Annotated in this window: 21 protein-coding genes; 8 read left to right on the top strand and 13 right to left on the bottom strand. The window is 62.9% G+C overall.

What is annotated here, in order from left to right; all coding sequences use genetic code 11:
• On the top strand, positions 1-194 hold a 194-nt coding region (locus AX703_RS28250; RefSeq protein WP_231735426.1), incomplete at its 5' end, for a hypothetical protein.
• A gap of 125 nt (positions 195-319) precedes the next feature.
• Here the strand turns inward: AX703_RS28250 and dnaN are convergent.
• From dnaN to AX703_RS07180, 4 genes are all read right to left on the bottom strand, one after another.
• Positions 320-1,447: a DNA polymerase III subunit beta gene (gene dnaN, locus AX703_RS07195; protein ID WP_062343443.1), complete on the bottom strand. Its 1,128-nt coding sequence runs from the start codon at positions 1,445-1,447 to the stop codon at positions 320-322.
• A gap of 202 nt (positions 1,448-1,649) precedes the next feature.
• Positions 1,650-2,414, bottom strand: coding sequence for a 3-oxoacyl-[acyl-carrier-protein] reductase (gene fabG, locus AX703_RS07190; RefSeq protein ID WP_039334779.1), 765 nt, complete (start codon positions 2,412-2,414; stop codon positions 1,650-1,652).
• Between the two features lie 4 nt (positions 2,415-2,418).
• The gene (gene fabD, locus AX703_RS07185; protein ID WP_062343442.1) at positions 2,419-3,354 is read right to left on the bottom strand and encodes an ACP S-malonyltransferase; all 936 of its coding nucleotides are present in this window, start codon (positions 3,352-3,354) and stop codon (positions 2,419-2,421) included.
• Positions 3,355-3,428: 74 nt separating this feature from the next.
• Positions 3,429-4,256, bottom strand: a complete 828-nt coding sequence (locus AX703_RS07180) for an LD-carboxypeptidase (protein ID WP_062343441.1) — start codon at positions 4,254-4,256, stop codon at positions 3,429-3,431.
• 80 nt (positions 4,257-4,336) lie between these two features.
• Between AX703_RS07180 and AX703_RS07175 the strand changes: the two genes are divergently transcribed.
• Positions 4,337-5,767 carry a Mur ligase family protein gene (locus AX703_RS07175; RefSeq protein WP_062343449.1) on the top strand — a complete coding sequence of 477 codons (1,431 nt, stop codon included), beginning with the start codon at positions 4,337-4,339 and terminating at the stop codon, positions 5,765-5,767.
• Positions 5,768-5,834: 67 nt separating this feature from the next.
• Here the strand turns inward: AX703_RS07175 and AX703_RS07170 are convergent, their stop codons facing one another.
• Complete coding sequence (locus tag AX703_RS07170; RefSeq protein ID WP_062343440.1) at positions 5,835-6,368, bottom strand: GNAT family N-acetyltransferase; 534 nt, start codon at positions 6,366-6,368, stop codon at positions 5,835-5,837.
• A 216-nt stretch (positions 6,369-6,584) separates the two neighbouring features.
• On the opposite strand from AX703_RS07170, the gene AX703_RS07165 reads away from it, so the two are divergent.
• The gene (locus tag AX703_RS07165; RefSeq protein ID WP_052242402.1) at positions 6,585-6,953 is read left to right on the top strand and encodes a PilZ domain-containing protein; all 369 of its coding nucleotides are present in this window, start codon (positions 6,585-6,587) and stop codon (positions 6,951-6,953) included.
• A gap of 4 nt (positions 6,954-6,957) precedes the next feature.
• Here the strand turns inward: AX703_RS07165 and AX703_RS07160 are convergent, their stop codons facing one another.
• Both AX703_RS07160 and AX703_RS07155 read right to left on the bottom strand, forming a co-directional pair.
• Positions 6,958-7,899: a DUF808 domain-containing protein gene (locus AX703_RS07160; RefSeq protein WP_062343439.1), complete on the bottom strand. Its 942-nt coding sequence runs from the start codon at positions 7,897-7,899 to the stop codon at positions 6,958-6,960.
• Positions 7,900-7,991: 92 nt separating this feature from the next.
• Positions 7,992-10,163, bottom strand: coding sequence for an EAL domain-containing protein (locus tag AX703_RS07155; protein WP_231735424.1), 2,172 nt, complete (start codon positions 10,161-10,163; stop codon positions 7,992-7,994).
• Positions 10,164-10,318: 155 nt separating this feature from the next.
• Here AX703_RS07155 and AX703_RS07150 point away from each other — a divergent pair, with 155 nt between their 5' ends.
• Positions 10,319-11,476: an acyltransferase family protein gene (locus AX703_RS07150; RefSeq protein WP_062343438.1), complete on the top strand. Its 1,158-nt coding sequence runs from the start codon at positions 10,319-10,321 to the stop codon at positions 11,474-11,476.
• A gap of 21 nt (positions 11,477-11,497) precedes the next feature.
• On the opposite strand, the gene AX703_RS07145 is transcribed toward AX703_RS07150, so the two are convergent.
• Positions 11,498-12,274 (bottom strand): enoyl-CoA hydratase, encoded by a 777-nt coding sequence (locus tag AX703_RS07145; RefSeq protein ID WP_156451950.1) that lies wholly within the window; start codon positions 12,272-12,274, stop codon positions 11,498-11,500.
• Positions 12,275-12,482: 208 nt separating this feature from the next.
• Here AX703_RS07145 and rpsF point away from each other — a divergent pair, with 208 nt between their 5' ends.
• The 3 genes from rpsF to rplI are packed head-to-tail and all read left to right on the top strand — an operon-like array spanning position 12,483 to position 13,685.
• Entirely contained in the window at positions 12,483-12,845 is a 363-nt protein-coding gene (rpsF, locus tag AX703_RS07140) for a 30S ribosomal protein S6 (RefSeq protein ID WP_039334770.1), read from the top strand.
• 3 nt (positions 12,846-12,848) lie between these two features.
• Positions 12,849-13,073: a 30S ribosomal protein S18 gene (gene rpsR / locus AX703_RS07135; RefSeq protein WP_011445073.1), complete on the top strand. Its 225-nt coding sequence runs from the start codon at positions 12,849-12,851 to the stop codon at positions 13,071-13,073.
• 12 nt (positions 13,074-13,085) lie between these two features.
• Positions 13,086-13,685: a 50S ribosomal protein L9 gene (gene rplI, locus AX703_RS07130; protein WP_039334765.1), complete on the top strand. Its 600-nt coding sequence runs from the start codon at positions 13,086-13,088 to the stop codon at positions 13,683-13,685.
• Positions 13,686-13,749: 64 nt separating this feature from the next.
• Here the strand turns inward: rplI and AX703_RS07125 are convergent, their stop codons facing one another.
• The gene (locus AX703_RS07125) at positions 13,750-14,706 is read right to left on the bottom strand and encodes an amidohydrolase family protein (protein ID WP_197423637.1); all 957 of its coding nucleotides are present in this window, start codon (positions 14,704-14,706) and stop codon (positions 13,750-13,752) included.
• Positions 14,707-14,872: 166 nt separating this feature from the next.
• Here AX703_RS07125 and AX703_RS07120 point away from each other — a divergent pair, with 166 nt between their 5' ends.
• Positions 14,873-16,315 carry an AMP nucleosidase gene (locus AX703_RS07120; protein WP_255355036.1) on the top strand — a complete coding sequence of 481 codons (1,443 nt, stop codon included), beginning with the start codon at positions 14,873-14,875 and terminating at the stop codon, positions 16,313-16,315.
• A 96-nt stretch (positions 16,316-16,411) separates the two neighbouring features.
• On the opposite strand, the gene AX703_RS07115 is transcribed toward AX703_RS07120, so the two are convergent.
• The 4 genes from AX703_RS07115 to AX703_RS07100 form a co-directional block, all read right to left on the bottom strand.
• On the bottom strand, positions 16,412-16,891 hold the full coding sequence (locus AX703_RS07115) for a YbjN domain-containing protein (RefSeq protein WP_231735422.1): 480 nt from the start codon (positions 16,889-16,891) through the stop codon (positions 16,412-16,414).
• 113 nt (positions 16,892-17,004) lie between these two features.
• Entirely contained in the window at positions 17,005-17,757 is a 753-nt protein-coding gene (locus tag AX703_RS07110; RefSeq protein ID WP_062343434.1) for an alpha/beta fold hydrolase, read from the bottom strand.
• Positions 17,758-17,764: 7 nt separating this feature from the next.
• On the bottom strand, positions 17,765-18,790 hold the full coding sequence (locus AX703_RS07105; RefSeq protein ID WP_039334753.1) for an aspartate-semialdehyde dehydrogenase: 1,026 nt from the start codon (positions 18,788-18,790) through the stop codon (positions 17,765-17,767).
• A 105-nt stretch (positions 18,791-18,895) separates the two neighbouring features.
• Positions 18,896-21,166 (bottom strand): S9 family peptidase, encoded by a 2,271-nt coding sequence (locus tag AX703_RS07100; RefSeq protein WP_062343433.1) that lies wholly within the window; start codon positions 21,164-21,166, stop codon positions 18,896-18,898.
• Between the last annotated feature and the right edge of the window lie 36 nt (positions 21,167-21,202).

Below are 21,202 nucleotides of genomic sequence, written 5' to 3'. Positions count from 1 at the left end.
ATCCGGCGTGCCGCAAGACACTGTCATTCAACGAATTAGTTTCGAATCCGACTCTCAGGGAAGCGGGCCAGATCCTCGCTGCCGATGTTAAAGAAAGCCAGCTTCTTGGCCACCGCCTGGGGATCGTGGGAACTCTGCATGCTCGATACTCCTGTTCGAGCACGCTATTCTACCTTGCGCTTCAAATACGGTAATTGGCACTACAGTGGCACTACGAGAGGCAAAACTTACTTTCGTTAACCCAACATCGTGTCTTGTAACGATGGTGATCAGACCGGTGCCGGCCGCCGGTCCGTGCATCGCACGGACCGTAATAGCATCAGACGCGCATCGGCATCAGCACATAAAGCGCAGGTGACTTATCATCGCGGCGGATGAGCGTCGGCGCTCCGGCATCGGCAAGGTGCAGTTCGACCGTGTCGCCGTCGATCTGGCTGAGGATGTCCTTCAGATAATTGGCGTTGAAGCCAATCTCGAAGCCGGAGGCAGCATAGCTTGCCGGGAGTTCTTCGGCAGCAGTGCCGTTGTCCGGACTGGTGACCGAAAGCGTCACGCGGTCATTCTCCAAGGCCATCTTCACGGCGCGGGTCTTCTCGGTGGCGATCGTCGCCACGCGATCGACGCCTTCGAAGAACGAGCGCGGATCAAGCTTGAGCAGCTTGTCGTTGCCGGTCGGGATGACTCGGCTATAATCCGGGAAGGTGCCGTCGATCAGCTTGCTGGTGAGCACTACGCCGTTTTCACCGCCAAGGGTGAAGCGGACCTTGCTGGCGGAAAGGTCGATCAGCACGGCCGAATCGAGCACTTCTTCCAGCAGCTTGCGCAGCTCGCCCACGCATTTGCGCGGCACGATCACGTCGGGCATGCCCTCTGCGCCTTCGGGGCGAGCGATGGTGAAGCGGGCAAGGCGGTGGCCATCGGTGGCGGCGGCCTTGAGTACGGGCTGCGCATCGTCCGAAACGTGGAGGAAGATACCGTTGAGGTAATAGCGCGTCTCTTCGGTCGAGATCGCAAAGCGGGTGCGGTCGATCAGTTCGGCCAGCGTGCGCGCGGGAACTTCGAAGCTGGTGGGCAAGTCACCCTCGACGATCACCGGGAAATCATCGCGCGGCAGCGTCGGCAGTTGGAAGCGGCTGCGGCCAGCCTTCACGATCATGCGATTGTCCGACGTCTCAAGGCTGACCTGCGAGCCATCCGGCAACTTGCGCGCGATATCGAACAGCAGGTGCGCCGAAACGGTAATGGCCCCCGGGCTTTCGACCGAGACGGCAGCCATGGTCTCGACGATCTGGAGATCGAGGTCGGTTGCCATCAGACGGACCGTGTTGTCGGGCGCGGCCTCGATCAGCACGTTGGACAGGATCGGAATCGTGTTCCGGCGCTCGACCACCGACTGGACGTGGGACAGGCAGCGCAGGAGCGTCGCGCGTTCGATCGTCGCCTTCATTCTCGTCTCGATCCCCCCGGGAGCGGCCGGATGGCCCTGCCCCGTGAATATGGCTGAACCGGGGAATCACGCTCCCCGGCGTTTGGTTCGGACTACCTGTCTTAACGCAGAGGCGGGACTCGGCAAGCACCGGCCCCGCCCTTGTCCCCTAAGTTGGGGATAAAACCGCCAGAATCAGCCTGTGGCGGGGCTCAGGAGAGCATTACGACATCATCGCCATGCCGCCATTGACGTGCAGCGTCTGGCCGGTGACGTAGCCCGCCTCCTTCGAGGCGAGATAGGCGACAGCAGCGCCGATGTCCGAACCCTCGCCCATGCGCCCCATCGGGATGCGGGCGTTGAGCGCGTCCTTCTGGCCATCGGGCAGCACATCGGTCATCGCCGTGCGGATGAAGCCGGGCGCGACGCAGTTCACGGTGACGCCGCGGCTGGCGAGTTCCTGACCCAGCGACTTGGACATGCCGACGAGTCCGGCCTTGGCCGCCGCGTAGTTGACCTGGCCGGGATTGCCGGTTGCACCGACAACGCTGGTGATGGTGACGATGCGGCCGAAGCGGGCCTTCATCATCGGCTTGGTCGCGGCGCGCATCAGGCGGAACGCGGCTTCGAGGTTGACGCGGATGACCGCGTCCCATTCCTCGTCCTTCATCCGCATGGCCAGATTGTCACGGGTGATGCCGGCGTTGTTCACCAGAATGTCGAGCTTGCCCAGCGTGTCCATCGCCGCCGGGACGAGATGCTCGACCTGCTCGGTGTTCGAAAGATCGCAGGTGATCTCGACGTGGTCATGACCGTATGTGTCGTTCAGTTCCTCGCGGAAGGCGCGCAGCTTGGCGGGATTGGTGCCCGACAGGGCGATGCGGGCACCCTGCTTTGCCAGTGCATGGCAGATCGAGGAGCCGATGCCCCCGGCAGCGCCGGTGACGAGGGCGGTCATGCCGCTAAGGTCAAAAAGACGATTTTCCATGGGCTCAGAGCTCCTTGAGGATGGCTTCGATGTCGGCCATGCCGATGACGCTGGTGACGGACACATCGGCGACCGAGCGGTTGATCATGGGCCCAAGGACCTTGCCGCCAAGTTCGACGAACTGCTCCACACCCGCATCCTTCATCGCCATCGCGCTTTCGCGCCAGCGGACGCGGCCGGTGACCTGTTCGACCAGAAGACGCTTCACTTCCGCAGGATCGGTCACCACTGCGGCGGTGACATTGGCGAAAAGCGCGACGCGCAGCGCGGACGGCGGAGTCTTCTCGAACGCCCCGGCCATGGCATCGGCCGCAGGCTGCATCAGCGGGCAGTGGAACGGCGCGGACACCGGCAGCAGCACGCCGCGCTTGATGCCATGATCCTTGACCATCGCCACCGCGCGCTCAATCGCCGCCTTGTGGCCGGAAAGCACGACCTGCGTCGGATCATTGTCGTTGGCGACAGTGCAGACTTCTCCTTCGGCTGCAGCTTCAGCCAAGGCAGTCGCCTTCTCGATGTCGGCCCCCAGCAACGCGCACATCGCGCCCTGTCCGACAGGCACCGCAGCCTGCATCGACTGGCCGCGCAGCTTCAGCAAGCGTGCGGTATCGGCAAGGCTGAACGCGCTCGCAGCGCAAAGCGCAGTATATTCGCCAAGGCTGTGCCCGGCCACGAAATCGGCCTTCTCTGCTAGCGTGATGCCCCCTTCCTTCTCGAGCACGCGCAGCACGGCGAGGGCGTTGGCCATGATCGCGGGCTGGGCGTTTTCGGTAAGGGTCAGAGCGTCTTCCGGGCCTTCCTTCATGATCTGGAAAAGCTTCTGGCCAAGCGCGTCGTCAACTTCCTCGAACACTTCGCGCGCCACGGCGCTGGCTTCGGCAAGCTCGAGGCCCATGCCGACCTTCTGGCTGCCCTGCCCCGGAAAAACGAAAGCTCGCATTGCAACTCTCCTCAATCGCGCCCGAATTGGTTGCCGTCACTACTGTGGCGCGCGCCCTATTGCCGCCGTTCTCTTCAGGCAAGCCCGAACGGGACGATCTTGTTGTCGATATCGTGGCCGATGTCGGCCTGCCCGAGATAGGCGATCCCGGTGCGCGAGCACCAGTGTCGCGCCATGTCCTCGACCTGGCAACCGAAGGGGCGGTCGTTTTCAGGCACGTCGCTGACGCGGCCAAGGCGAAGCCCTGCCACGCCGACCAGGGAAAGGCTGCCGGTGACATGGAACAGCAGCCGGTCCACCGCATAGAGGTACTCGGCAACTTCCTCGACCATCACGACGTGCCCGGAGAGGTTCGGCATCAGTGGCGTCCCGCACAGCATTGCGAGCGTCATCAGGTTGAACGCGACGGCGGGCTTCCCGCCGGCAAGCGAAGGTTCAAGGCCGGCACGACCTCCGTTTAGCCAATCCAGAGTGCGCAGGACAGCAGCCTCGCCGCCCGGCCGGCGCAGATCGACCGGCATAGGTGCATGGACCTGCCGGCCAATGCCGGCGCGGTACAGCAGTCCGAGCAAAGTCCCGCCGTCCGAGTAGCCCAGATACTGCTTGTCATAGGCCGACGCGCTGAGCTCGGGCAACGCATCCATGGCGATGCGATTGGCGCCGTAACCACCGCGCACGAACCAAACCGCCTCGAACGCGGGATCATTGGCGCATTCGACGAATGCTGCGCGCCGCAGTGCGTCCGATCCGGCGAAGTGCCCATCGCTGACAAAGCACTGTTCGTGGAAAACAAGTTCGAGTTCGGGGGATTCCGCCTCGGCCAAGGCAATCACGCGCGCGGCGTCTTCCCGTGTGAACGGCGTCGAAGGCGCGCAGATGGCGATGCGTCTGGTCACCCGCATTCCCTAGCCGGTTTCTCCGCTGCGGTAAAAGCGGCAATCGGATGGTTGTCACCAGCCGCGCGGGCGCATACCGCAAGGGCATGACCACGACCGATCCTGCAGCCCCTTCCGATCTCACCACGCGCAACTGGTTCTTTTGCGGGATCGGCGGCTCGGGGATGTTGCCGCTCGCGCTGATCCTGCGGGGAATGGGGGCCCAGGTTGCAGGGTCTGACCGCAGCCGCGATCAGGGCAGGACGCCGGAGAAGTTCGCATGGCTGGAAACGCTCGGCTTTAAGCTGTTTGCGCAGGATGGTTCAGGCCTGACCTCGGCAGGCCAAGTGCTCGTAGCCTCGGCGGCTGTCGAGGATACTGTCCCCGAAGTCGTCCAAGCCAAGGCGCTCGGCTGTGAGCGTATGAGCCGCGCAGAGTTGCTGTCGAGACTGTTCAACGCGAGTGCGCATAGCATTGCGGTGGGCGGCACCAGCGGCAAATCCACCGTGACGGGGATGATCGGATGGATCCTCACCGCCGCAGGGTGGGATCCCACGATCATGAACGGCGCGGTGATGAAGAACTTTGTTGCGGCGGATGCACCGTTCGCCTCCGCAAGAGTCGGCTCTGGCGGCATTTTTGTTTCGGAGGTTGACGAGAGCGATGGCTCCATCGCGCTCTACGATCCATCGATTGCAGTGCTGAACAACGTCAGTCTCGATCACAAGAGCCTGGAGGAACTGCACGAGTTGTTTGGCGATTTCCTCGGCCGGGCGGCGATTGCAGTAATCAACGCCGATGACCCGGAAAGCCTTGCACTGGTACATCGCGCAAACAAGGCAGTGACGTTCGGGTTTGCAGGCAATGCGCGCATCTTCGTAGAACCAGGCACGATTGCGGAAGGGCCCACTTCAATCTCCGCGACGGTCATCGACCGCAACGACGGCGCCGCCCATCCGCTCACGCTCAAGGTGCCGGGCCGCCACAACCTTGCCAATGCGCTGGCGGCGCTTGCTGCAGCGCAGGCCACCGGAGTACCGCTGAACGACGGTGTTCGGCACCTTGCAGGCTTTTCCGGCTTGGCCCGCCGCTTCGACATCGTCGGCACCAGCGCCGGCGGGATCACGGTCATCGACGATTTCGGTCATAACCCTGAAAAGGTCGCGGCCACTCTCGCCACCCTCAAGGCCCACCCGGGCCGGGTGATCGCGTTCTTCCAGCCGCACGGCTATGGTCCGCTGCGACAGATGGGCCACGAACTCGCAGAAGTCCTGGCGACCCGACTGTCTCCGGAAGACGTCACGATCCTGTGCGATCCTGTGTACTTCGGTGGAACGGTGGATCGCTCGGTCGGGTCAGAGCGCATCGTCGGCATGATCCGCGAGCACGGCGGGCAGGCCGAATACCTCCCCTCGCGCGATGATTGCGCCGACCGGATCGTTGTCCTTGCCCGCCCGGGCGACCGGATCGTAATCATGGGCGCGCGCGACGACACGCTTTCGCTGTTTGCGCGGGATATGCTCGCCCGATTACCCTGAGTAACAAAAGCCGGAGCAGGCCTTCCCCTGCCCCGGCTGCAGCCTCGATGCGACCCGAGGAACTGCGTCAGTCGAAGCGCTTTTCCAGCAGCACGAGGCGCGGGTCACCATCGATGGCACGGGGCACGAAGCCGCGTTCGCGCTCAAGTTCGATGGCGGCATGGTTGTCACGATCCTCGATCGAGATCACGCGCCGCAGCCCGCGCTTGCGCGCTTCTTCACCAAGCAGGTCGAGCATCGCCCAGCCGATGCCGCGACCGCGCCAGTCGTTGCGGATCGAGACGGCGATTTCCCCGGTCTCCATCTTGGCGTCGCAGGCGAGTACCGCCGAGGCTACGAGCACCCCGCTCTCATGATCAAATGCCAGGAAGCTTTCAGTGCGCCAGTGATCGCAATGGGTCAGTGGATAGAGCTGGTCGTGTCCGACATGGCGGCTTGCTGCGAGAAAACGGAAGCGGCGGTCCTCAGCGCTGACGTTTTCGAAGAAGCTTTCCAGCACCGCCTCGTCTTCGGCAAAGGCCGCACGCACATCCAGGCGCGTGCCGTCGCGCGTTGCAAAGGGACGAAGCGGGGCGAGTTCGGCAAGGCTTGCGGCGGTCATGAGGATCTCCTTGGCATCCTGTGAAGCTATGCGTGATTAATGCCCTCAACAGTCGGAGCCTTGATCCAGCGCAAGCTGGCCTCGCGTTACACTTGCAAATCAAGCTGTGCCGCTTGCAACTGACGCACGGGTCTTGTGGCAAACACGTACCGCCCTGAAATCCTGTCCCGACGCTCCGTCCTTATCCATGTGGTTAATACCAGAGGAGGATCTGTCATGTGGCTGGATACCAGTTCCGAAGAACTTGATGTAAAGCGCCGCGCCTCACGCGTGGGAATCGAGCTTCCGGTTCGCTGCAAGCACGGCGCAACACGGTCAACGGTTATGCTTAAGGATCTCAATCCTTACGGCGCGAGGATCGAGGGACTCGAGAAGCTGCGGATCGACGAACCGCTCTACCTGATGCTGCCGGGCCTCCAGCCCAAGCTGGCGTTCGTGGTGTGGAGTCGGGATCGGGTCTCGGGGCTGGAGTTCGAACATCGCCTGCACGACGCTGTGTTCGAACGCCTGGTGAGCGAGTTTGCCATCCGCCACTATCGCGAGGGGCATTCGCCGAAGCAGGCGCCCGTCCGCCGCGCAGCCTGACGCGTCAGTGTTTTCCTCGCGCTTTGCCGATGGCGTGGACGACAAAGGCGACGATAGCACCAAGCACCACGCCGACCAGAGCAGAAAGCACGGCGTAGGTGAGCCAGCCCAGCACTCCACCAAGTGCGCCCGTTGCATGCTCCACCCAATGCTGCCCCTCGTGTGCAAGGTGTGCCGGCCCCGAGATGCCCAGAACCTCCAGCCCATGGAGGATGATGCCGCCGCCGACCCAAAGCATCGCCGCCGTGCCGACCGTGGCCAGCACTGCCAGCAACACTGGCATCGCTCGCAGAAGAAACCCGCCGATGGCCTTGGCCGTGGCCGAGGTCCGCTTCACAAGATGCAAACCGATATCGTCCATCTTCACGATGAAGCCGACAGTGCCATAAACCGCGATGGTGATGACCACACCGACGAGCGCCAGAATCAGCGCCTGCTGAATGATGCCCTGATCAGCCACTTCGGCCAGGGCGATCGCCATGATCTCGGCCGACAGGATCAGGTCTGTCCGCACCGCACCGGAAACGCGTTCATTCTCGAATGACGCTGCATCGGCCGGCTGGTCTTCCAGGGTCTGGCCATGTTTCTCAGCCCCCAGCTTTTCCAGAAGCTTCTCCGCCCCCTCGAAGCAGAGGAACAGCCCCCCGGCCATCAGCAGGGGCGTGATCGCCCATGGCAGGAACGCGCTGAGCAACAGAGCTGCAGGCAGCAGGATCACCAGCTTGTTGAACAGACTGCCCTTGGCGATGCGCGCGATGACCGGCAATTCGCGATCCGGGGTGAATTCGGTCACGTATGAGGGGGTCACCGCCGCGTCGTCGATCACTACGCCTGCGGCCTTGGTCCCGGCCTTAGCTGCGGCGGCACTCACATCGTCAAGCGAGGCAGCAGCGGCACGGGCGATGACGGACACGTCGTCAAGCAGGGCGACAAGGCCGGTAGGCATTCTGGGTGGGATCCTTGCAGAGGCGGAAAATCGAAAGTGCGATGTGCGGGAACGACGAGACGAGTGCAAGGGTCCCGTTCGGCGCAATTTTGTCAGGTTCTCTCGCGCGAGCCCGGCACGGCAACCTGGATGAAGCGCGGTTTGCCCTTCGGTTCGGCAGCAGCGCCCGCAGCTTGTAACGTCGATGGCGGCACCCGGTGACGTGTGCACAGGCCACCAGCGCCATCGCTGGTCAGGGGCTGTTCGAATTCGACGCCGATCACCGCCTCCTCAGAACGAACCACCATCGAGACGACCAGTTGCCCCCCGCCCAGGTCGACGACAAGGCTGGTCCCCACCGGCACGCCGAGCAAGCCGTCGATCCGCGCACCAGTGCGAGAAAGGTCGCGCATGACGGCTTCGTAGCGGTGGTCCTCATGGATCACTGTCACGCGGCGGAATACCGACCTTCTCTCCGGGCGATGCCGCTTCGGGCCGTTGGGCTCAAGCTTCAGATCGCCGCTCTCGAGTTTTGCCTCCACCTCGGCCAGAGGCATGGCACGGGCAAAGAGATGCCCCTGCACGAGCTTGGCCCCCCGCTTCTTCACCACGTCGAGCTGGTCGAACGCCTCGACGCCTTCAACCGTAGTCTCCATGCCCAGCGCCTCGGCCAGACCGATGATCGCGGAGATGATCTTGGCGCTGTTGTTGTCCTTCGCCGCACAAGTCTCGACAAAGCTGCGGTCGATCTTGAGCTTGTCGAACGGAGCCGAACGCAGATAGCTGAGCGAGGAGTAGCCCGTTCCGAAGTCATCGGGGGCAAGGCGCACACCCAGCCCTTTCAGTGACGCAAACACCTCGTCAACCGCTTCGCTGTCCCGCATGAACACGGTTTCGGTCAGTTCGAGCTCCAGACGTTCCGGATCGATCCCGCTTGTCGCCACTGCAGATGCCACTGCATTGACGAAACCCGACACGGCAAACTGCACGGCCGAAACGTTGACCGACAAGCGCACGCTGTCCGGCCACTGGGCTGCATCGGCGCAAGCCTGCCGCAAGGCCCATTCGCCCAAGGGGACGATCAGGTTGCTCTCTTCGGCGATCGGAATGAACACCGAAGGCGCGATCGCTCCCCGTTCGGGATGATTCCAGCGCATCAGCGCCTCGAATCCCACGACATAGTTGTCGGCAATCCGGACGACAGGCTGGTAATGCAGTTCCAGTTCACCGCGCCCCAGTGCTTCCCGCAGATCTTCGGTGAGGATCGTGCGCTCCTGCGCCTCGTCCTTGAGCTCGGCCGAAAAGAAGCGGAATTGCCCCCGACCGCCGTTCTTGGCGGCATAGAGCGCAAGGTCGGCCGATGCCACCAGCGCTTCGCGGTCCTCGCCATCGTGCGGCGCCACGGCAACACCAACCGAAGTGCCGATGACTGCACGCTTGCCTTCGATGGCATACGGCTGCGAGATCATCTGGATCAGCTTGGAGGCAATCTCGCCCAAACGGCCGCGATCTTCGATGTCGGGCAGGATGACCTGGAACTCGTCGCCACCCAGGCGGCCGATATCGCCACGATCCCCGACGACCTTGCGCAAGCGTTCGGCCACCTGGCGCAGCAGTTCGTCTCCGGCGGGATGGCCCATCGTATCGTTGACGTGCTTGAACTTGTCGAGATCGAGCATCAGCAAGCTGCAGCAGCGGCCGGAAGCGCGATAGGCTGCCAGTATGGCATCCAACCTGCGCGTCATGCGATGCCGGTTGAAAAGACCGGTGAGTGAATCGAATTCGGCGGCGCGTTCATCCTCGCGTTGCCGCGCATATTCCTGCGTCACGTCACGGGCAAAGCCGACGTAACCGGTGAATGTGCCTTCCGGCGTGTACCTTGGCTGTCCGGACAAGGACCACCAACGCTGGTCATCACGGCGGACGGCAAAGCGCACGATGACATCCGATATCCGGCTGTGGGCAGAGAACTGGAAAGCCAGGGAACGCGATGGCTGGCCTGCGGCGGCGCTGTTGTCGGTTTCAACCACGCTCGGAAAAGGGCGCCCGATATACGACTGTGCATGGTCGAGAATCGTCTGCGTGATATAGCTCAACCGGCCTTCGCCGTCCGTGGCCCAAAGCCAGCCAAGACCGCCCTCTTCGAACCCGTCCAGAACCGCAAGCCGAACCGCTGAATCGACATGAACCGTGGCCGGAGAGCCGGCAGGGGGCTTAGCGGAAGGGCAGTCAGCGCTTGCTACTGCCCCCGGCTTTACCAGCCCCCTGAATATGCCTCTGACCATCAGACAGTTTCGTTCAAGCAAAAGTTGCAGGATTTTCAGCGTCTCAGACTAAACGGCGGTGGTTACTTTCACCCTAACGCCGTCCGCCCGTCGACGATGCCACCGATAGGAATGCCTATCTCGCTTAGACGGGCGGGAACCGCTAGAGCGCGACGATGTCCTCGCCCGCGAAACGCCTGCACCATCTCGATGCCGCCCGTGCCTTGCTGCTGCTGCTGGGCCTGCCTTTTCACGTCGCGACCAAGGCGATCTTCGAGAGCGCACCGCCCGCAACAGACTTCCAGCAATCGCTGGTGATCGGTGGCTGGGCCTCGCTGACACACGTGTTCCGCATGTTCGCCTTCTTCATGCTGGCCGGGTATTTTGCTGGCATGATCCGCGAGCGGAAAGGCACGAAAGCGTGGCTGGCGGAGCGAACGCGGCGGCTTGGCCTGCCATTCGCGGCGAGCCTTCTTACACTCGGCGCGCTGCAGTTCCGCTTGCAGGACCAGCTACTGCACAAAGCATCACCGACCTTTCTCGGACTGCCCCTGGCGCTCGATCACCTTTGGTTTCTGGTCGTGCTGCTGGGCTTCTGCGTCACCTATGCCGCCATGCCGATGCAGCGCTTGAAGCCCGGCTCCGGTGTCCGGCGCGCCATGCTGCTCGAAGGCCCCGGAGGGCTGGTCTTGCTGGCCTCGCTCGCGCTGTGGGGCCTGTTGCGTTACGCAATCGAACAGGTCCCGCCGATCCCGAACGCGCCGAGCGAGACCCTGCTGTGGCAGCAATACGTGTTCCACGCCGCGGGGTTCGCGCTTGGTGTGGTGGCCTGGCACGGCCAGCTTGGCGAGCATATCTTCGCGCTGCGCAGCCGCTGGATCATTCCCGGCATCGCAGTGCTGCTGGTACCCTACGTCCCGCTCGATCCGCTTATCCGACCTGCGCTGGGCAAGGAAATCTATCCTGACCTCGCCGGGACGCTGGCGCTGCGCGCGCTCGAACTGCCGCTGGCCTATCTCATGTCGCTTGCGCTGTTTCGCCTGCTGGCCTGGGCAGTGAGAGGACCGAGCAAGGTCGTGACCTTCTTCGTCAACGGCGCACTGGCGATCTATCTCTTCCACCTGGTCTGGGCGATGATCGTCCTGCCGCAGGCACGGTCACTACCCCTGCCGGCCGAGGCCCAATGGCTGGTCAGCGCCGGCGCTGTCCTGCTGCTGGCGGTCTTGAGCTACCTCGCCGGCCGCACCACAAACCTGACCTCGATCCTGTTCTGTGGCGCCCCATTGAAGCAGACCGCCTCTGCTGCCCCGCCGGTTTCGCCTGCGCGCTTCTGACGAGCATGGCCGGCGGCCCCCTTACCCCTGCGCGCGGCCCCGCTCCATTACCTCGCGGCGGCGCGCTTCGACTTGCCTCGCATCGACCTTCCCGTTCATTGCACGGGAGACCTGGCCTTCAAGCGCCAGTGCCTCAGCGAAGGCCAAGGCGTAGCCGTCGTCGATCAAGGCCTTGTAAGCCGTTGTCATACGCGGCTCGATGCTTGCCATGTCCTGCGCCAGCGCAATGCATGTGGACAGGAGGTCTGCTGTCGGAACCACGCGGTTCACCAGCCCCCAGGCGCAGGCCTGATCTGCACTGATGAAGTTGCCCGTCAGCGACAGCTCTTTCGCTCGCGAAATGCCAATCATCCGCGAGAGCTTCTGCGAGAGCCCCCAGCCGGGCATGATTCCGACGCGCCCATGGGTATCGGCAAAGCGCGCATTCTGGCTGGCGATCAGCACATCACATGCCAGCGCCAGTTCGAAGCCACCGGTGATGGCCACCCCATTGATCGCACCGATCACCGGTTTGCGGCACTGCTCCACCGCCTTGACCGGATTGCGTTCGGCCTCACCGGCGTTGGCATCGCCCAGCTTCGAGGTATCGGACCCAAGCTCCTTGAGATCGAGCCCAGCCGTGAACGCACGCTCCCCTGCTCCCGTCAGCACGACTGCGCGGATGCTTTCGTCCGCATCGACATCGCGCATCACCTGCGCCAGTTCGGCGCGCATAGCCGAAGACAAGGCGTTCATCGCTTCCGGGCGGTTGAGCGTAACCACGGCCACGGCATCGTGACGTTCGACTTTGACCAGCATCCTGCACCTCCCTTAATGGAGCGATTAAAGGCAAGTCATCAGCCCTTGGCAAGCCAACCCCGGCCAAGTTCAGGCTTGCTATCCACGCCAGAATCGCTATGCGCCGCCCCTTCGCGGGATGTCCCGTGAAAACCGAAGAAAGCCGGAGGGGCCCCGCAATCCCGCGGACAAGCCAGCGATCGGTTAGTTAGATAAGGAAGCACGAAGCATGCCGCTTTACGAGCATGTCTTTCTCGCGCGCCAGGATCTGAGCCAGGCTCAGGTTGATACGCTCGCGGCCGCCGCCACCGAAATCGTCGAGAGCAACAACGGCAAGGTCACCAAGACCGAGACCTGGGGCCTCCGTTCGCTGGCATACAAGATCCAGAAGAACCGCAAGGCGCACTTCGTGCTGCTGAACATCGAAGCTTCGGGCGACGTGATCGCCGAGCTCGAGCGTCAGACGCAGATCAACGAAGACGTGATCCGCTACATGACCGTCCGCGTTGACGAGCATGAAGCCGGCCCGTCCGTGATGATGCGCAAGAACGATCGCGAGCGCAGCCGTCGCCGCGAACGCGAAGGGGAATAAGACATGGCTCGTCCGTTTTTCCGTCGCCGCAAGAGCTGCCCGTTCTCGGGCAAGAACGCGCCGAAGATCGACTACAAGGACGTGCGCCTGCTGCAGGGCTTCATGTCCGAGCGTGGCAAGATCGTTCCGTCGCGCATCACCGCCGTTTCGGCGAAGAAGCAGCGTGAGCTGAGCCAGGCGATCAAGCGCGCCCGGCACATCGGCCTCCTGCCCTACATCGTGAAGTAAGGAGCGCTACCCATGCAGATCATCCTGCTCGAGCGCATCGAGAAGCTGGGTTCGATCGGTGACGAAGTCACCGTGAAGGACGGCTATGCCCGCAACTTCCTTCTTCCCAACAAGAAGGCCCTGCGCGCCAACGAAGCCAACCGCAAGGTCTTCGAAGCCAACCGCGCCCGCATCGAAGCCGAAAACGCCGCCCGCCGCGAAGACGCCCAGAATGAATCAGGCAACGTCGAAGGCAAGGAAGTCGTGCTCATCCGCGCCGCTTCGAACGCTGGCCAGCTTTACGGCTCGGTCTCGGTTCGCGACATCGCCGACGCTCTGGTCGAACAGGGCGCCAAGGTCAGCAAGGCCATGATCGTGCTCGAACGCCCGATCAAGACCCTCGGCGTCTACGACGTCAAGGTCTCGCTGCACCCGGAAGTCTCGGTGAACGTCAAGGTCAACGTCGCGCGTTCGCCCGACGAAGCCGAACTGCAGTCGAAGGGCGTCAACGTCATCGACGCGATGTTCGACAACGAGACCGGCGGCTTCACCGAAGCCTACGATCCGAACGCAGAACCGGGCGAAATCCCGGCCGAGCTGCTGGAAGGCGGCGAGGAAGCGACCGAAGCCTGAGGCTTCATCGCTTTTCGGCAACAGAATTGGGGGCGTCCTTCGGGGCGCCCCTTTTTCTTTCGCTTTACTTCGCAGGTTCAAGCCGCAGGAAGCGCGCGGCATTGTTGTAGAGAATGTCGCGCTTCTGCTCTGGGCTCAGATAGTCCGCGTTCTGTATCAGCCCGATCGAGTAAGCCATCAGCCCAGGCCATGCGAGCTGGTCCGTCCCGTACATCACGCGGTCGCCAAAGCCGGCATCGACCAGTCGCTCGATGTAGTGGTTCACGTCCTTGCGCGGGTAGCTCCAGATCAGTCCGGCAATATCGACATAGACGTGGCTGTTGGCCTGCAGCAGCGTCAGCATGTTGTCGATCATCGGATACCCGGCATGCATCACCTGCACCCGCAGCTTCGGGTGTCGCGCCAGCAATTCCTCCAGCAACAGCGGGTTGCCCATCGAGCCACGATACTTCGGCATCGCAATGTTGGCGCGGCCAGAACCGCCCGTGCCCATGTGTATCGCCACCGGAATGTCCAGCTTCTCTGCCAGCGCGAAGTACTGATCGACGCGCATGTCCGATGGCGAGATGCCTTCGTACTGCAAGCCGATCTCGCCCATGACCTTGAAGCCCTCCTTGGTGAAGGCAACCTCCAGCATCTTGAGCTGCTTGGCTGGATCCCCGCCTTCAACCCGCCCGAACGCAGTTCCTGGAATGACGCGCGCCGGCGCCGCCGCCTGCCACGTCTTCACCGCCTCGACATCGCCGAAGACGACGCCGCGCACATTGAGGCGCTCCATCTCGGCCAGGACTGCCTTCATGTACTCGCCCTTGGGTGCCGGATAGAGCTTGGGCGAACACTCCTCGCTGGACCAGCCGAACGGTGCTTCGGGTCCATTCTTCGGATCCGAGGCTTCGAAGCGGGCCTGATTCGGGCAAACGGGCGTGGCCCAGGGCGCGTCGGCCATGGCGTGCATGTGAACATCAATGACCGGTGCCACGGCGGCAGTGGTGTTCTGGGCCGAGGCAGAGCCGGCTCCCATCAGCGCGATTATCGCAAGCGAACTCAATCCAAGGCGCATCTTCGTGGTTCTCCCAATATTTGACAGCGTTATCATTCGAACGCCTGCAAGGCGCAAGACCTGTTTGGATTGCTGACTTCGTGCGCATGGCGGTGTCTTTGCAGGGACACGCAGCCGCGCTAGACAAGTGGGGATGGAAACAACTGAAACGATCGTCGCCGAACTTTCCCGCATCTACGACAACGCCGTCGCCACGCTCAGGGCCGACATAGCGGACTACGCCAACCACGGCACCCTGCCCCCCTCGCAGCGGCGGACCGACGGCAGCTACTGCTACCCCGAACTGCACGTCCGCCTCAATGCGGAGCCAAGCCATGAATCGACAGGGAGGGCGTTCGGACGTCTCACCCAGCGTGGTGACTATTCGTGCACGGTCACGCGGCCCGCGCTGTTCGACGATTACCTGAACGAGCAGATCGACCTGATCCGCGAAGGCTTCGAGGTCGAGATCGCGGTCCGCCCCTCGCGGCAGGAAATACCCTTCCCCTATGTGCTCGACGGTGCCTATGGCGCCCAGATCGGCCGTATAAACCCGCAGGAACTGGCGCAGCACTTCCCCGCCACCGACCTCGCCCACATCGGCGACGAAATCGCGGATGCCGATTATGATGTGGGCGATGGCCCGCTGCCGCTGTCACTGTTTGACGGCTTGCGCACCGATTTCAGTCTCGCCCGCCTGGCGCATTATACCGGGACGCAGATCGACGATTTCCAGCGCTACATCCTGTTCACCAACTATCACCGCTATGTCGACGAGTTCGTCGATTGGGCCGCGCAGCAGATCGATGGCGAGAATTTCATCGCCCTCACCGGCGCGGGCGGCCTTTCCCTGGATGCACGAACCGAGAACGCCCGCGCCCGCCTGTCCGACACCGCCTGGCGGCGTCACCAGATGCCGGCCTACCACCTCGTGGCGCCGGACAAGTCGGGCATCACGCTGGTGAACATCGGCGTCGGCCCCTCCAACGCCAAGACGATTTGCGACCACCTCGCGGTGCTGCGCCCCGAGGCTTGGCTGATGATCGGTCATTGCGGCGGCTTGCGGCCGACCCAGAAGATCGGCGACTACGTCCTCGCCCACGCCTATCTGCGCGATGACCACGTGCTTGATCCCGTCCTCCCGCCCGAAATCCCTATTCCCGCAATTGCCGAAGTGCAGGTGGCACTGCAGAAGGCGGCGGAGCTCGTGTCAGGCGAAGGCGGCACCGATCTCAAGAAGCGCATGCGCACCGGCACGATCGTCACCACCGACGATCGCAATTGGGAACTGCGCTACACCCACTCCGCCCGTCGCCTGTCACTCAGCCGCGCGGTCGGCATCGACATGGAGAGCGCCACGATCGCCGCGCAGGGCTATCGCTTCCGCGTGCCCTACGGCACCCTGTTGTGCGTCTCGGACAAGCCTCTGCACGGGGAGATCAAACTGCCGGGCCAGGCGAACCGCTTCTACGAGGAAGCCATCGCCGCCCATCTCGCCATCGGCACGACCGCTTGTGACCTGCTACGACAGGAAGGCCCCCGCCTCCACAGCCGCAAGCTGCGCGCCTTTAACGAACCGCCGTTTCGTTAAGTCACAAAAGAAAAGGCAATCCGAAGCAGCTAGCCCTGCTTGCGGATTGCCGAGGTTGCGTCCCTTCGCTTCGGGGTGGCCGAAGCGGGGTCCTGATTACTTGAAGACTTCCGCGCCCAGCGTATCCATGGCGCTGCGGAACATATCGACCGAGTTGGAGAAAACCTCGAAGTCTATGCCCTTCCCGGTGACCATGTCCCATGTCATCATCACGGCATCGTCCTTGCCCAGTGAGACCGAGGCAAAACGGGTATTGCGGTTGAAGCGCACGGCGTCTTCGGCAGTGAACTTCTTCTCGGGCGTGAAATTTGCCACAAATTGCAGCGACTGGCACCCGTCATGGGTCTTTTCGTTGCATTCGTAAAACAGCAGCGCTGCCTGCCAGCCCCCGATCTCTGTGTTGATCAGTGGATCGCCGTTGGCGTCTTTGGCGAGTTCGGCAGTATACCCCAGGTTCTTCAACGCTTCAGCCACACCTTCGGGCTTTACCGCGCTGACGGTGGCAGTTGCCGCCTGAGCTGCCGAAGGGGCAAGAACGCTGACGGCAGCCGCCGCCAGCAGGCTCTTCCAGATCATTCGCATTCTCAATCCCGAAAAGGGCTCTTGCCGGCCCGTTCGTTTGTGGGATCGAAGCTGCCATCATTGCACGCTGTCGGCAAGAGGGCTCTGACAACCTTTTTTGCGTCCCCTCAGGCGAGGAATTCGGCCAGACGCTCCCCCATTTCCGGACGTGTCACGCAACTCATATGCGTGCCGGGGATGAACGTCAGCGTCGCATCGGGTAGGGCTTCGGCCAACCGTTCGGCCGATCCATTGTCATTGTCCTGATCGCCGCACAGCACCTGTGTGGGCATGGTAATCGCGGAAAGCTCTGCCGGATCGGTGTCCGCCATGGTGCCGAGCAGCATCCGCGCCGCCAGCCGGTCAACGCCCATGGTCTTGAGGAACTGCTGCGAGAAGTATGCCGGATCGTCGCGCTTGATGGTGCCGAACCGGTTGATGACGTCGAGGAAGAAGTCCTGCCGCCGCGCCCAACCGGCCAGCCCTTCGAGTCCCATGCCCGAAAGCACCAGCTTGCGCGGTCTCATGCCACCAATCACTGCGCGCGCTGCGGTTCGCGAGCCCAGCGAAAAACCGACCAGATCGAAGTCTGTCAGGCCAAGATGCGCCACCAAAGCCTCAAGATCGCGCACCAGCACGTCCTGGGGATAGGCGGCCGGGTCATGCGGTGCAGCGCTATGCCCATGGACGCGCAGATCGGGCATCAGGCATTCGAAGCCCGCCTCGGCCAGCTTCGCCGCCGTTCCGAACTTGATCCAATTGACCTCGGCGGAGGAAAACAGGCCATGCAGAAGCACCACCGGTCTTCCCGCGCCTAAGCGATGCAGCGCCAATTGCGCTCCGCCAAAGCCTGGGAAGAACTCGGTGGTTGCTTCCGTCATGCGATGATCAGCCCTTCTTGAGGTGGCGACGGCCGAGCAGTTCGGCGATCTGCACTGCGTTCAGTGCCGCACCCTTGCGCAGGTTGTCCGAAACGCACCAGATGTTCAGGCCGTTGTCGATGGTCGAATCCTCGCGCACGCGCGACACGAAAGTGGCGAAATCGCCCACGCATTCGACCGGCGTCACGTATCCGCCGTTCTCGCGCTTGTCGATCAGCATCACGCCCGGCGCTTCGCGCAGGATGTTCTGCGCTTCCTCGGCCGAAATCTCGTTCTCGAACTCGATATTCAGCGATTCCGAGTGACCGATGAACACCGGCACGCGCACGCAGGTGGCGGTGACCTTGACCTTGGGATCGAGGATCTTCTTGGTTTCGGCGACCATCTTCCACTCTTCCTTGGTCGAACCATCGTCAAGGAAGACGTCGATGTGCGGGATCACGTTGAAGGCGATCTGCTTGGTGAACTTCCTGGGCTCGACCGGGTCGCCGACGAAGATCGCACGGCTCTGTTCGAACAGCTCGTCCATGCCTTCCTTGCCCGCGCCGGAAACCGACTGATAGGTCGAGACGACGACGCGCTTGATCTTCGCAGCATCGTGCAGCGGCTTCAGTGCAACGACCATCTGCGCGGTCGAGCAGTTCGGATTGGCGATGATGTTCTTCGCGGTATAGCCGTCGATTGCATCCGGGTTAACCTCGGGCACGATCAGCGGCACGTCCGGGTCCATGCGGTAGAGCGACGAGTTGTCGATCACTACGCAGCCTGCGGCGGCAGCGCGGGGGGCATGAACCTGCGTCGGGCCCGAACCCGCTGCGAACAGGGCAATGTCCCAGCCGGTGAAATCGAAATTGTCGACGTTCTGGACTTTCAGCATCCTGCCCGTTTCGCCGAACTCGATCTCGGTGCCCTGCGAACGCGACGAAGCAACCGCCGCGATCTCGTCGCAGGGAAACTCGCGCTCGGCCAGAATGTTGAGCATCTCGCGGCCCACATTCCCCGTCGCACCGACCACTACAACCCGGTAACCCATTTCCATTCCCTTCCTGCGGCCCGCCCTTCAACAGCGGACGGGCCGTTCCCTAGCGGCTGGTTCCGACCAGCCAAGTGTTTTGGGCTTTAGGCCCATGAAGTGAGGCTACTTGCCACTCCCTGCGCCATTACGGTCAAGGAAGCGGAAAATCGTCTCGTACAAGTGCTGGCTCACCTTCGGCCCGCTGATGCGGTGCGTGTAGCCGGGATAGAGCATCATCTCGAACGGCACCGCCTCGGCCTGCATCTTGGCGATGATCGCCGACGCATTCTCGAACACCACGTTGTCGTCGGCCATGCCGTGGATGACGAGCAGCGGATCGCTTATCTTGCCGGTGTCGGCCAGCGCGTTCGACTTCTCGTAGACTTGCGGCAGCTTGTTCGGATCGCCCAGGTAACGCTCGGTATAGGTCGTGTCGTACATCTGCCACTTGGTCACCGGCGCCACGGCAATGCCCGCCGCATAGGCGCCTGGATTGGCCTCGAGCATCTTGATCGACATGTAGCCGCCATAAGACCAGCCGAAGGTGCTGATCTTGTCGGCATCGACGAAGTTCTGCTTCTTCAGCCAGTTGGCGCCTGCCAGCTGGTCCTCGACCTCGACCGTGCCCATCGCGTGGTGCAGCGCCGAGGCGAACTTCACGCCGCGGTTCTCCGACCCGCGATTGTCGATAGCGAAGTAGATGTAGCCCTTGTCGACAATCGCCTGTGCCAGCGCGCCCTGGAAGCCCTTGGCTACCACTTGCGCGGTCGGCCCGCCGTAGTGGTAGGTGAACACCGGGTACTTCTTGCCGGGTTCCAGCGGTGGCGTGATCATCGTGTAATGCAGCGGCGTGCCATCAGCCGCTGGGATGGTGCCGAATTGCGCGGGACGATGGCTGGCAAGGTAGGACGCATAGGGGTGCGAGCCAGTGACCTTGTTCTCCTCGATCCACGCCAGGCGCTTGCCCGTGGTGTCCGCAATATAGGACTGCGCCGGCTGTGCGTCCGACGATCGCGTGATCATCAGCGTCTGGCCGCTCTTGTCCATGCCCGCGCTGTTGACCCAGCCGAGTTCGGTAAGACGGGTCAGCTTGCCCGGCGCCTTGAGGTCCATCGCATAGACCTGTTGCGCCAGAACGTCGTCCTTGGTGCCCGTCAGGTAAAGCTTGCCGCCCTTCTCGCCGACGCCGACCAGGCCGGTGACGACCCACTCACCCTTGGTCAGCTGGCTCCACTTGCCCTTGTTGAAGCGGTACAGATGCCCGAAGCCATCGCGCTGCGACCACCAGACAAGGCTGCCGTCCGACAGGAAGCGATAGCTGTCCGAAAGATCGATCCAGTGCCTGTCCGCCGCCTTCTCGCTGAACAGCACGCTCGACTTACCGGTCGCAGGATCGACCTTGAGCATGTCGAGCACGGTCTGCTCACGGTTCATGCGCTGGACGTAGAGCGTCTTGCCATCGGGCGCCCAGTCGACGCGGGCGAGGTAGATGTCCTTGTCCTTGCCCAGATCGACCTGCACGCGGTTCGAGCCATCCGGCCCCATCACATAGAGCGAGACTTCGGCGTTGGGCGTGCCCGCAGCCGGATAGCGCTGATCGAAAGTCTTGGTGCCTTCCGCACCGATAGCGGCGCGCGTGACCACGCCGACCATGCTTTCGTCAAAGCGCTCTACCGCGATGCGGCTTTCATCGGGAGACCACCAGAAGCCGTTGAAGCGGTTCATTTCCTCCTGTGCGACAAACTCGGCCTCGCCCCAATGGACGTCGGCATTCGCCTCTTCCGGCGTGATCGCCTGCGCTGCCCCACCGGTCACCGGCCCTGCCCACAGACGGCGGTCGCGCACAAAGGCGATGTGCTCGCCCTTCGGCCCCAGCTTCGGCGTCAGCTCGCCCCCCTTGGTTCCTTCAACCTTGCGCACCGAGCCGTCGAGCCCGGCCAGCAGCAGGTCGCCGTCCACCGGCACCAGCACAGACTTGCCGTCCGCGCTCCACTCGTACGACACGATGCCCTTGAGATCGCCGATGCGCTGGCGTTCGCGCTGCATCTTCTCGGCCTCGGTCAACTGGCGGCCGGACGAGAGCTTGAGCGAATCCACCAGCATCTTCCACTCAGCCGTCTGGCGGTCGAAGCCCCACAGGTCATAGCGCTCGCGGTCGTCGGCGCGGTTGCGCAGCAGCGTCAGGTAGCGACCATCGGGCGATAGCTTCACCGCCCGCGGCGCCGGGCCATTGAGGCTCGGACTGGCGAACACGCGCTCGAACGTCAGGTCTTTCGCTTCGGCCGGGGCTGGAGCGGACGCGGCAGTGGTCATCGGGGTTCCCTGTTGGGCAAGCGCAGGCGCAGCGACGAAAGAGACAAGCGCGCAGGCGGCGAGCAGGCGGAAGTGACGCATGGGTTTTCGGTATCCTCTGGCCCGGCTCCACGTCCG

It is taken from the genome of Novosphingobium sp. CCH12-A3, from assembly GCF_001556015.1.
Classification (GTDB): domain Bacteria; phylum Pseudomonadota; class Alphaproteobacteria; order Sphingomonadales; family Sphingomonadaceae; genus Novosphingobium; species Novosphingobium subterraneum.
This window is presented reverse-complemented; position numbering and strand designations above follow the sequence as displayed.

Bases quoted from the DNA above. Each gene is read 5' to 3' on its own strand.
- dnaN (WP_062343443.1), bottom strand. From the start codon at position 1,447: ATGAAGGCGACGATCGAACGCGCGACGCTCCTGCGCTGCCTGTCCCAC.
- fabG (WP_039334779.1), bottom strand. From the start codon at position 2,414: ATGGAAAATCGTCTTTTTGACCTTAGCGGCATGACCGCCCTCGTCACC.
- fabD (WP_062343442.1), bottom strand. From the start codon at position 3,354: ATGCGAGCTTTCGTTTTTCCGGGGCAGGGCAGCCAGAAGGTCGGCATG.
- AX703_RS07180 (WP_062343441.1), bottom strand. From the start codon at position 4,256: ATGCGGGTGACCAGACGCATCGCCATCTGCGCGCCTTCGACGCCGTTC.
- AX703_RS07175 (WP_062343449.1), top strand. From the start codon at position 4,337: ATGACCACGACCGATCCTGCAGCCCCTTCCGATCTCACCACGCGCAAC.
- AX703_RS07170 (WP_062343440.1), bottom strand. From the start codon at position 6,368: ATGACCGCCGCAAGCCTTGCCGAACTCGCCCCGCTTCGTCCCTTTGCA.
- AX703_RS07165 (WP_052242402.1), top strand. From the start codon at position 6,585: ATGTGGCTGGATACCAGTTCCGAAGAACTTGATGTAAAGCGCCGCGCC.
- AX703_RS07160 (WP_062343439.1), bottom strand. From the start codon at position 7,899: ATGCCTACCGGCCTTGTCGCCCTGCTTGACGACGTGTCCGTCATCGCC.
- AX703_RS07155 (WP_231735424.1), bottom strand. From the start codon at position 10,163: ATGGTCAGAGGCATATTCAGGGGGCTGGTAAAGCCGGGGGCAGTAGCA.
- AX703_RS07150 (WP_062343438.1), top strand. From the start codon at position 10,319: ATGTCCTCGCCCGCGAAACGCCTGCACCATCTCGATGCCGCCCGTGCC.
- AX703_RS07145 (WP_156451950.1), bottom strand. From the start codon at position 12,274: ATGCTGGTCAAAGTCGAACGTCACGATGCCGTGGCCGTGGTTACGCTC.
- rpsF (WP_039334770.1), top strand. From the start codon at position 12,483: ATGCCGCTTTACGAGCATGTCTTTCTCGCGCGCCAGGATCTGAGCCAG.
- rpsR (WP_011445073.1), top strand. From the start codon at position 12,849: ATGGCTCGTCCGTTTTTCCGTCGCCGCAAGAGCTGCCCGTTCTCGGGC.
- rplI (WP_039334765.1), top strand. From the start codon at position 13,086: ATGCAGATCATCCTGCTCGAGCGCATCGAGAAGCTGGGTTCGATCGGT.
- AX703_RS07125 (WP_197423637.1), bottom strand. From the start codon at position 14,706: ATGGGAGCCGGCTCTGCCTCGGCCCAGAACACCACTGCCGCCGTGGCA.
- AX703_RS07115 (WP_231735422.1), bottom strand. From the start codon at position 16,891: ATGATCTGGAAGAGCCTGCTGGCGGCGGCTGCCGTCAGCGTTCTTGCC.
- AX703_RS07110 (WP_062343434.1), bottom strand. From the start codon at position 17,757: ATGACGGAAGCAACCACCGAGTTCTTCCCAGGCTTTGGCGGAGCGCAA.
- AX703_RS07105 (WP_039334753.1), bottom strand. From the start codon at position 18,790: ATGGGTTACCGGGTTGTAGTGGTCGGTGCGACGGGGAATGTGGGCCGC.
- AX703_RS07100 (WP_062343433.1), bottom strand. From the start codon at position 21,166: ATGCGTCACTTCCGCCTGCTCGCCGCCTGCGCGCTTGTCTCTTTCGTC.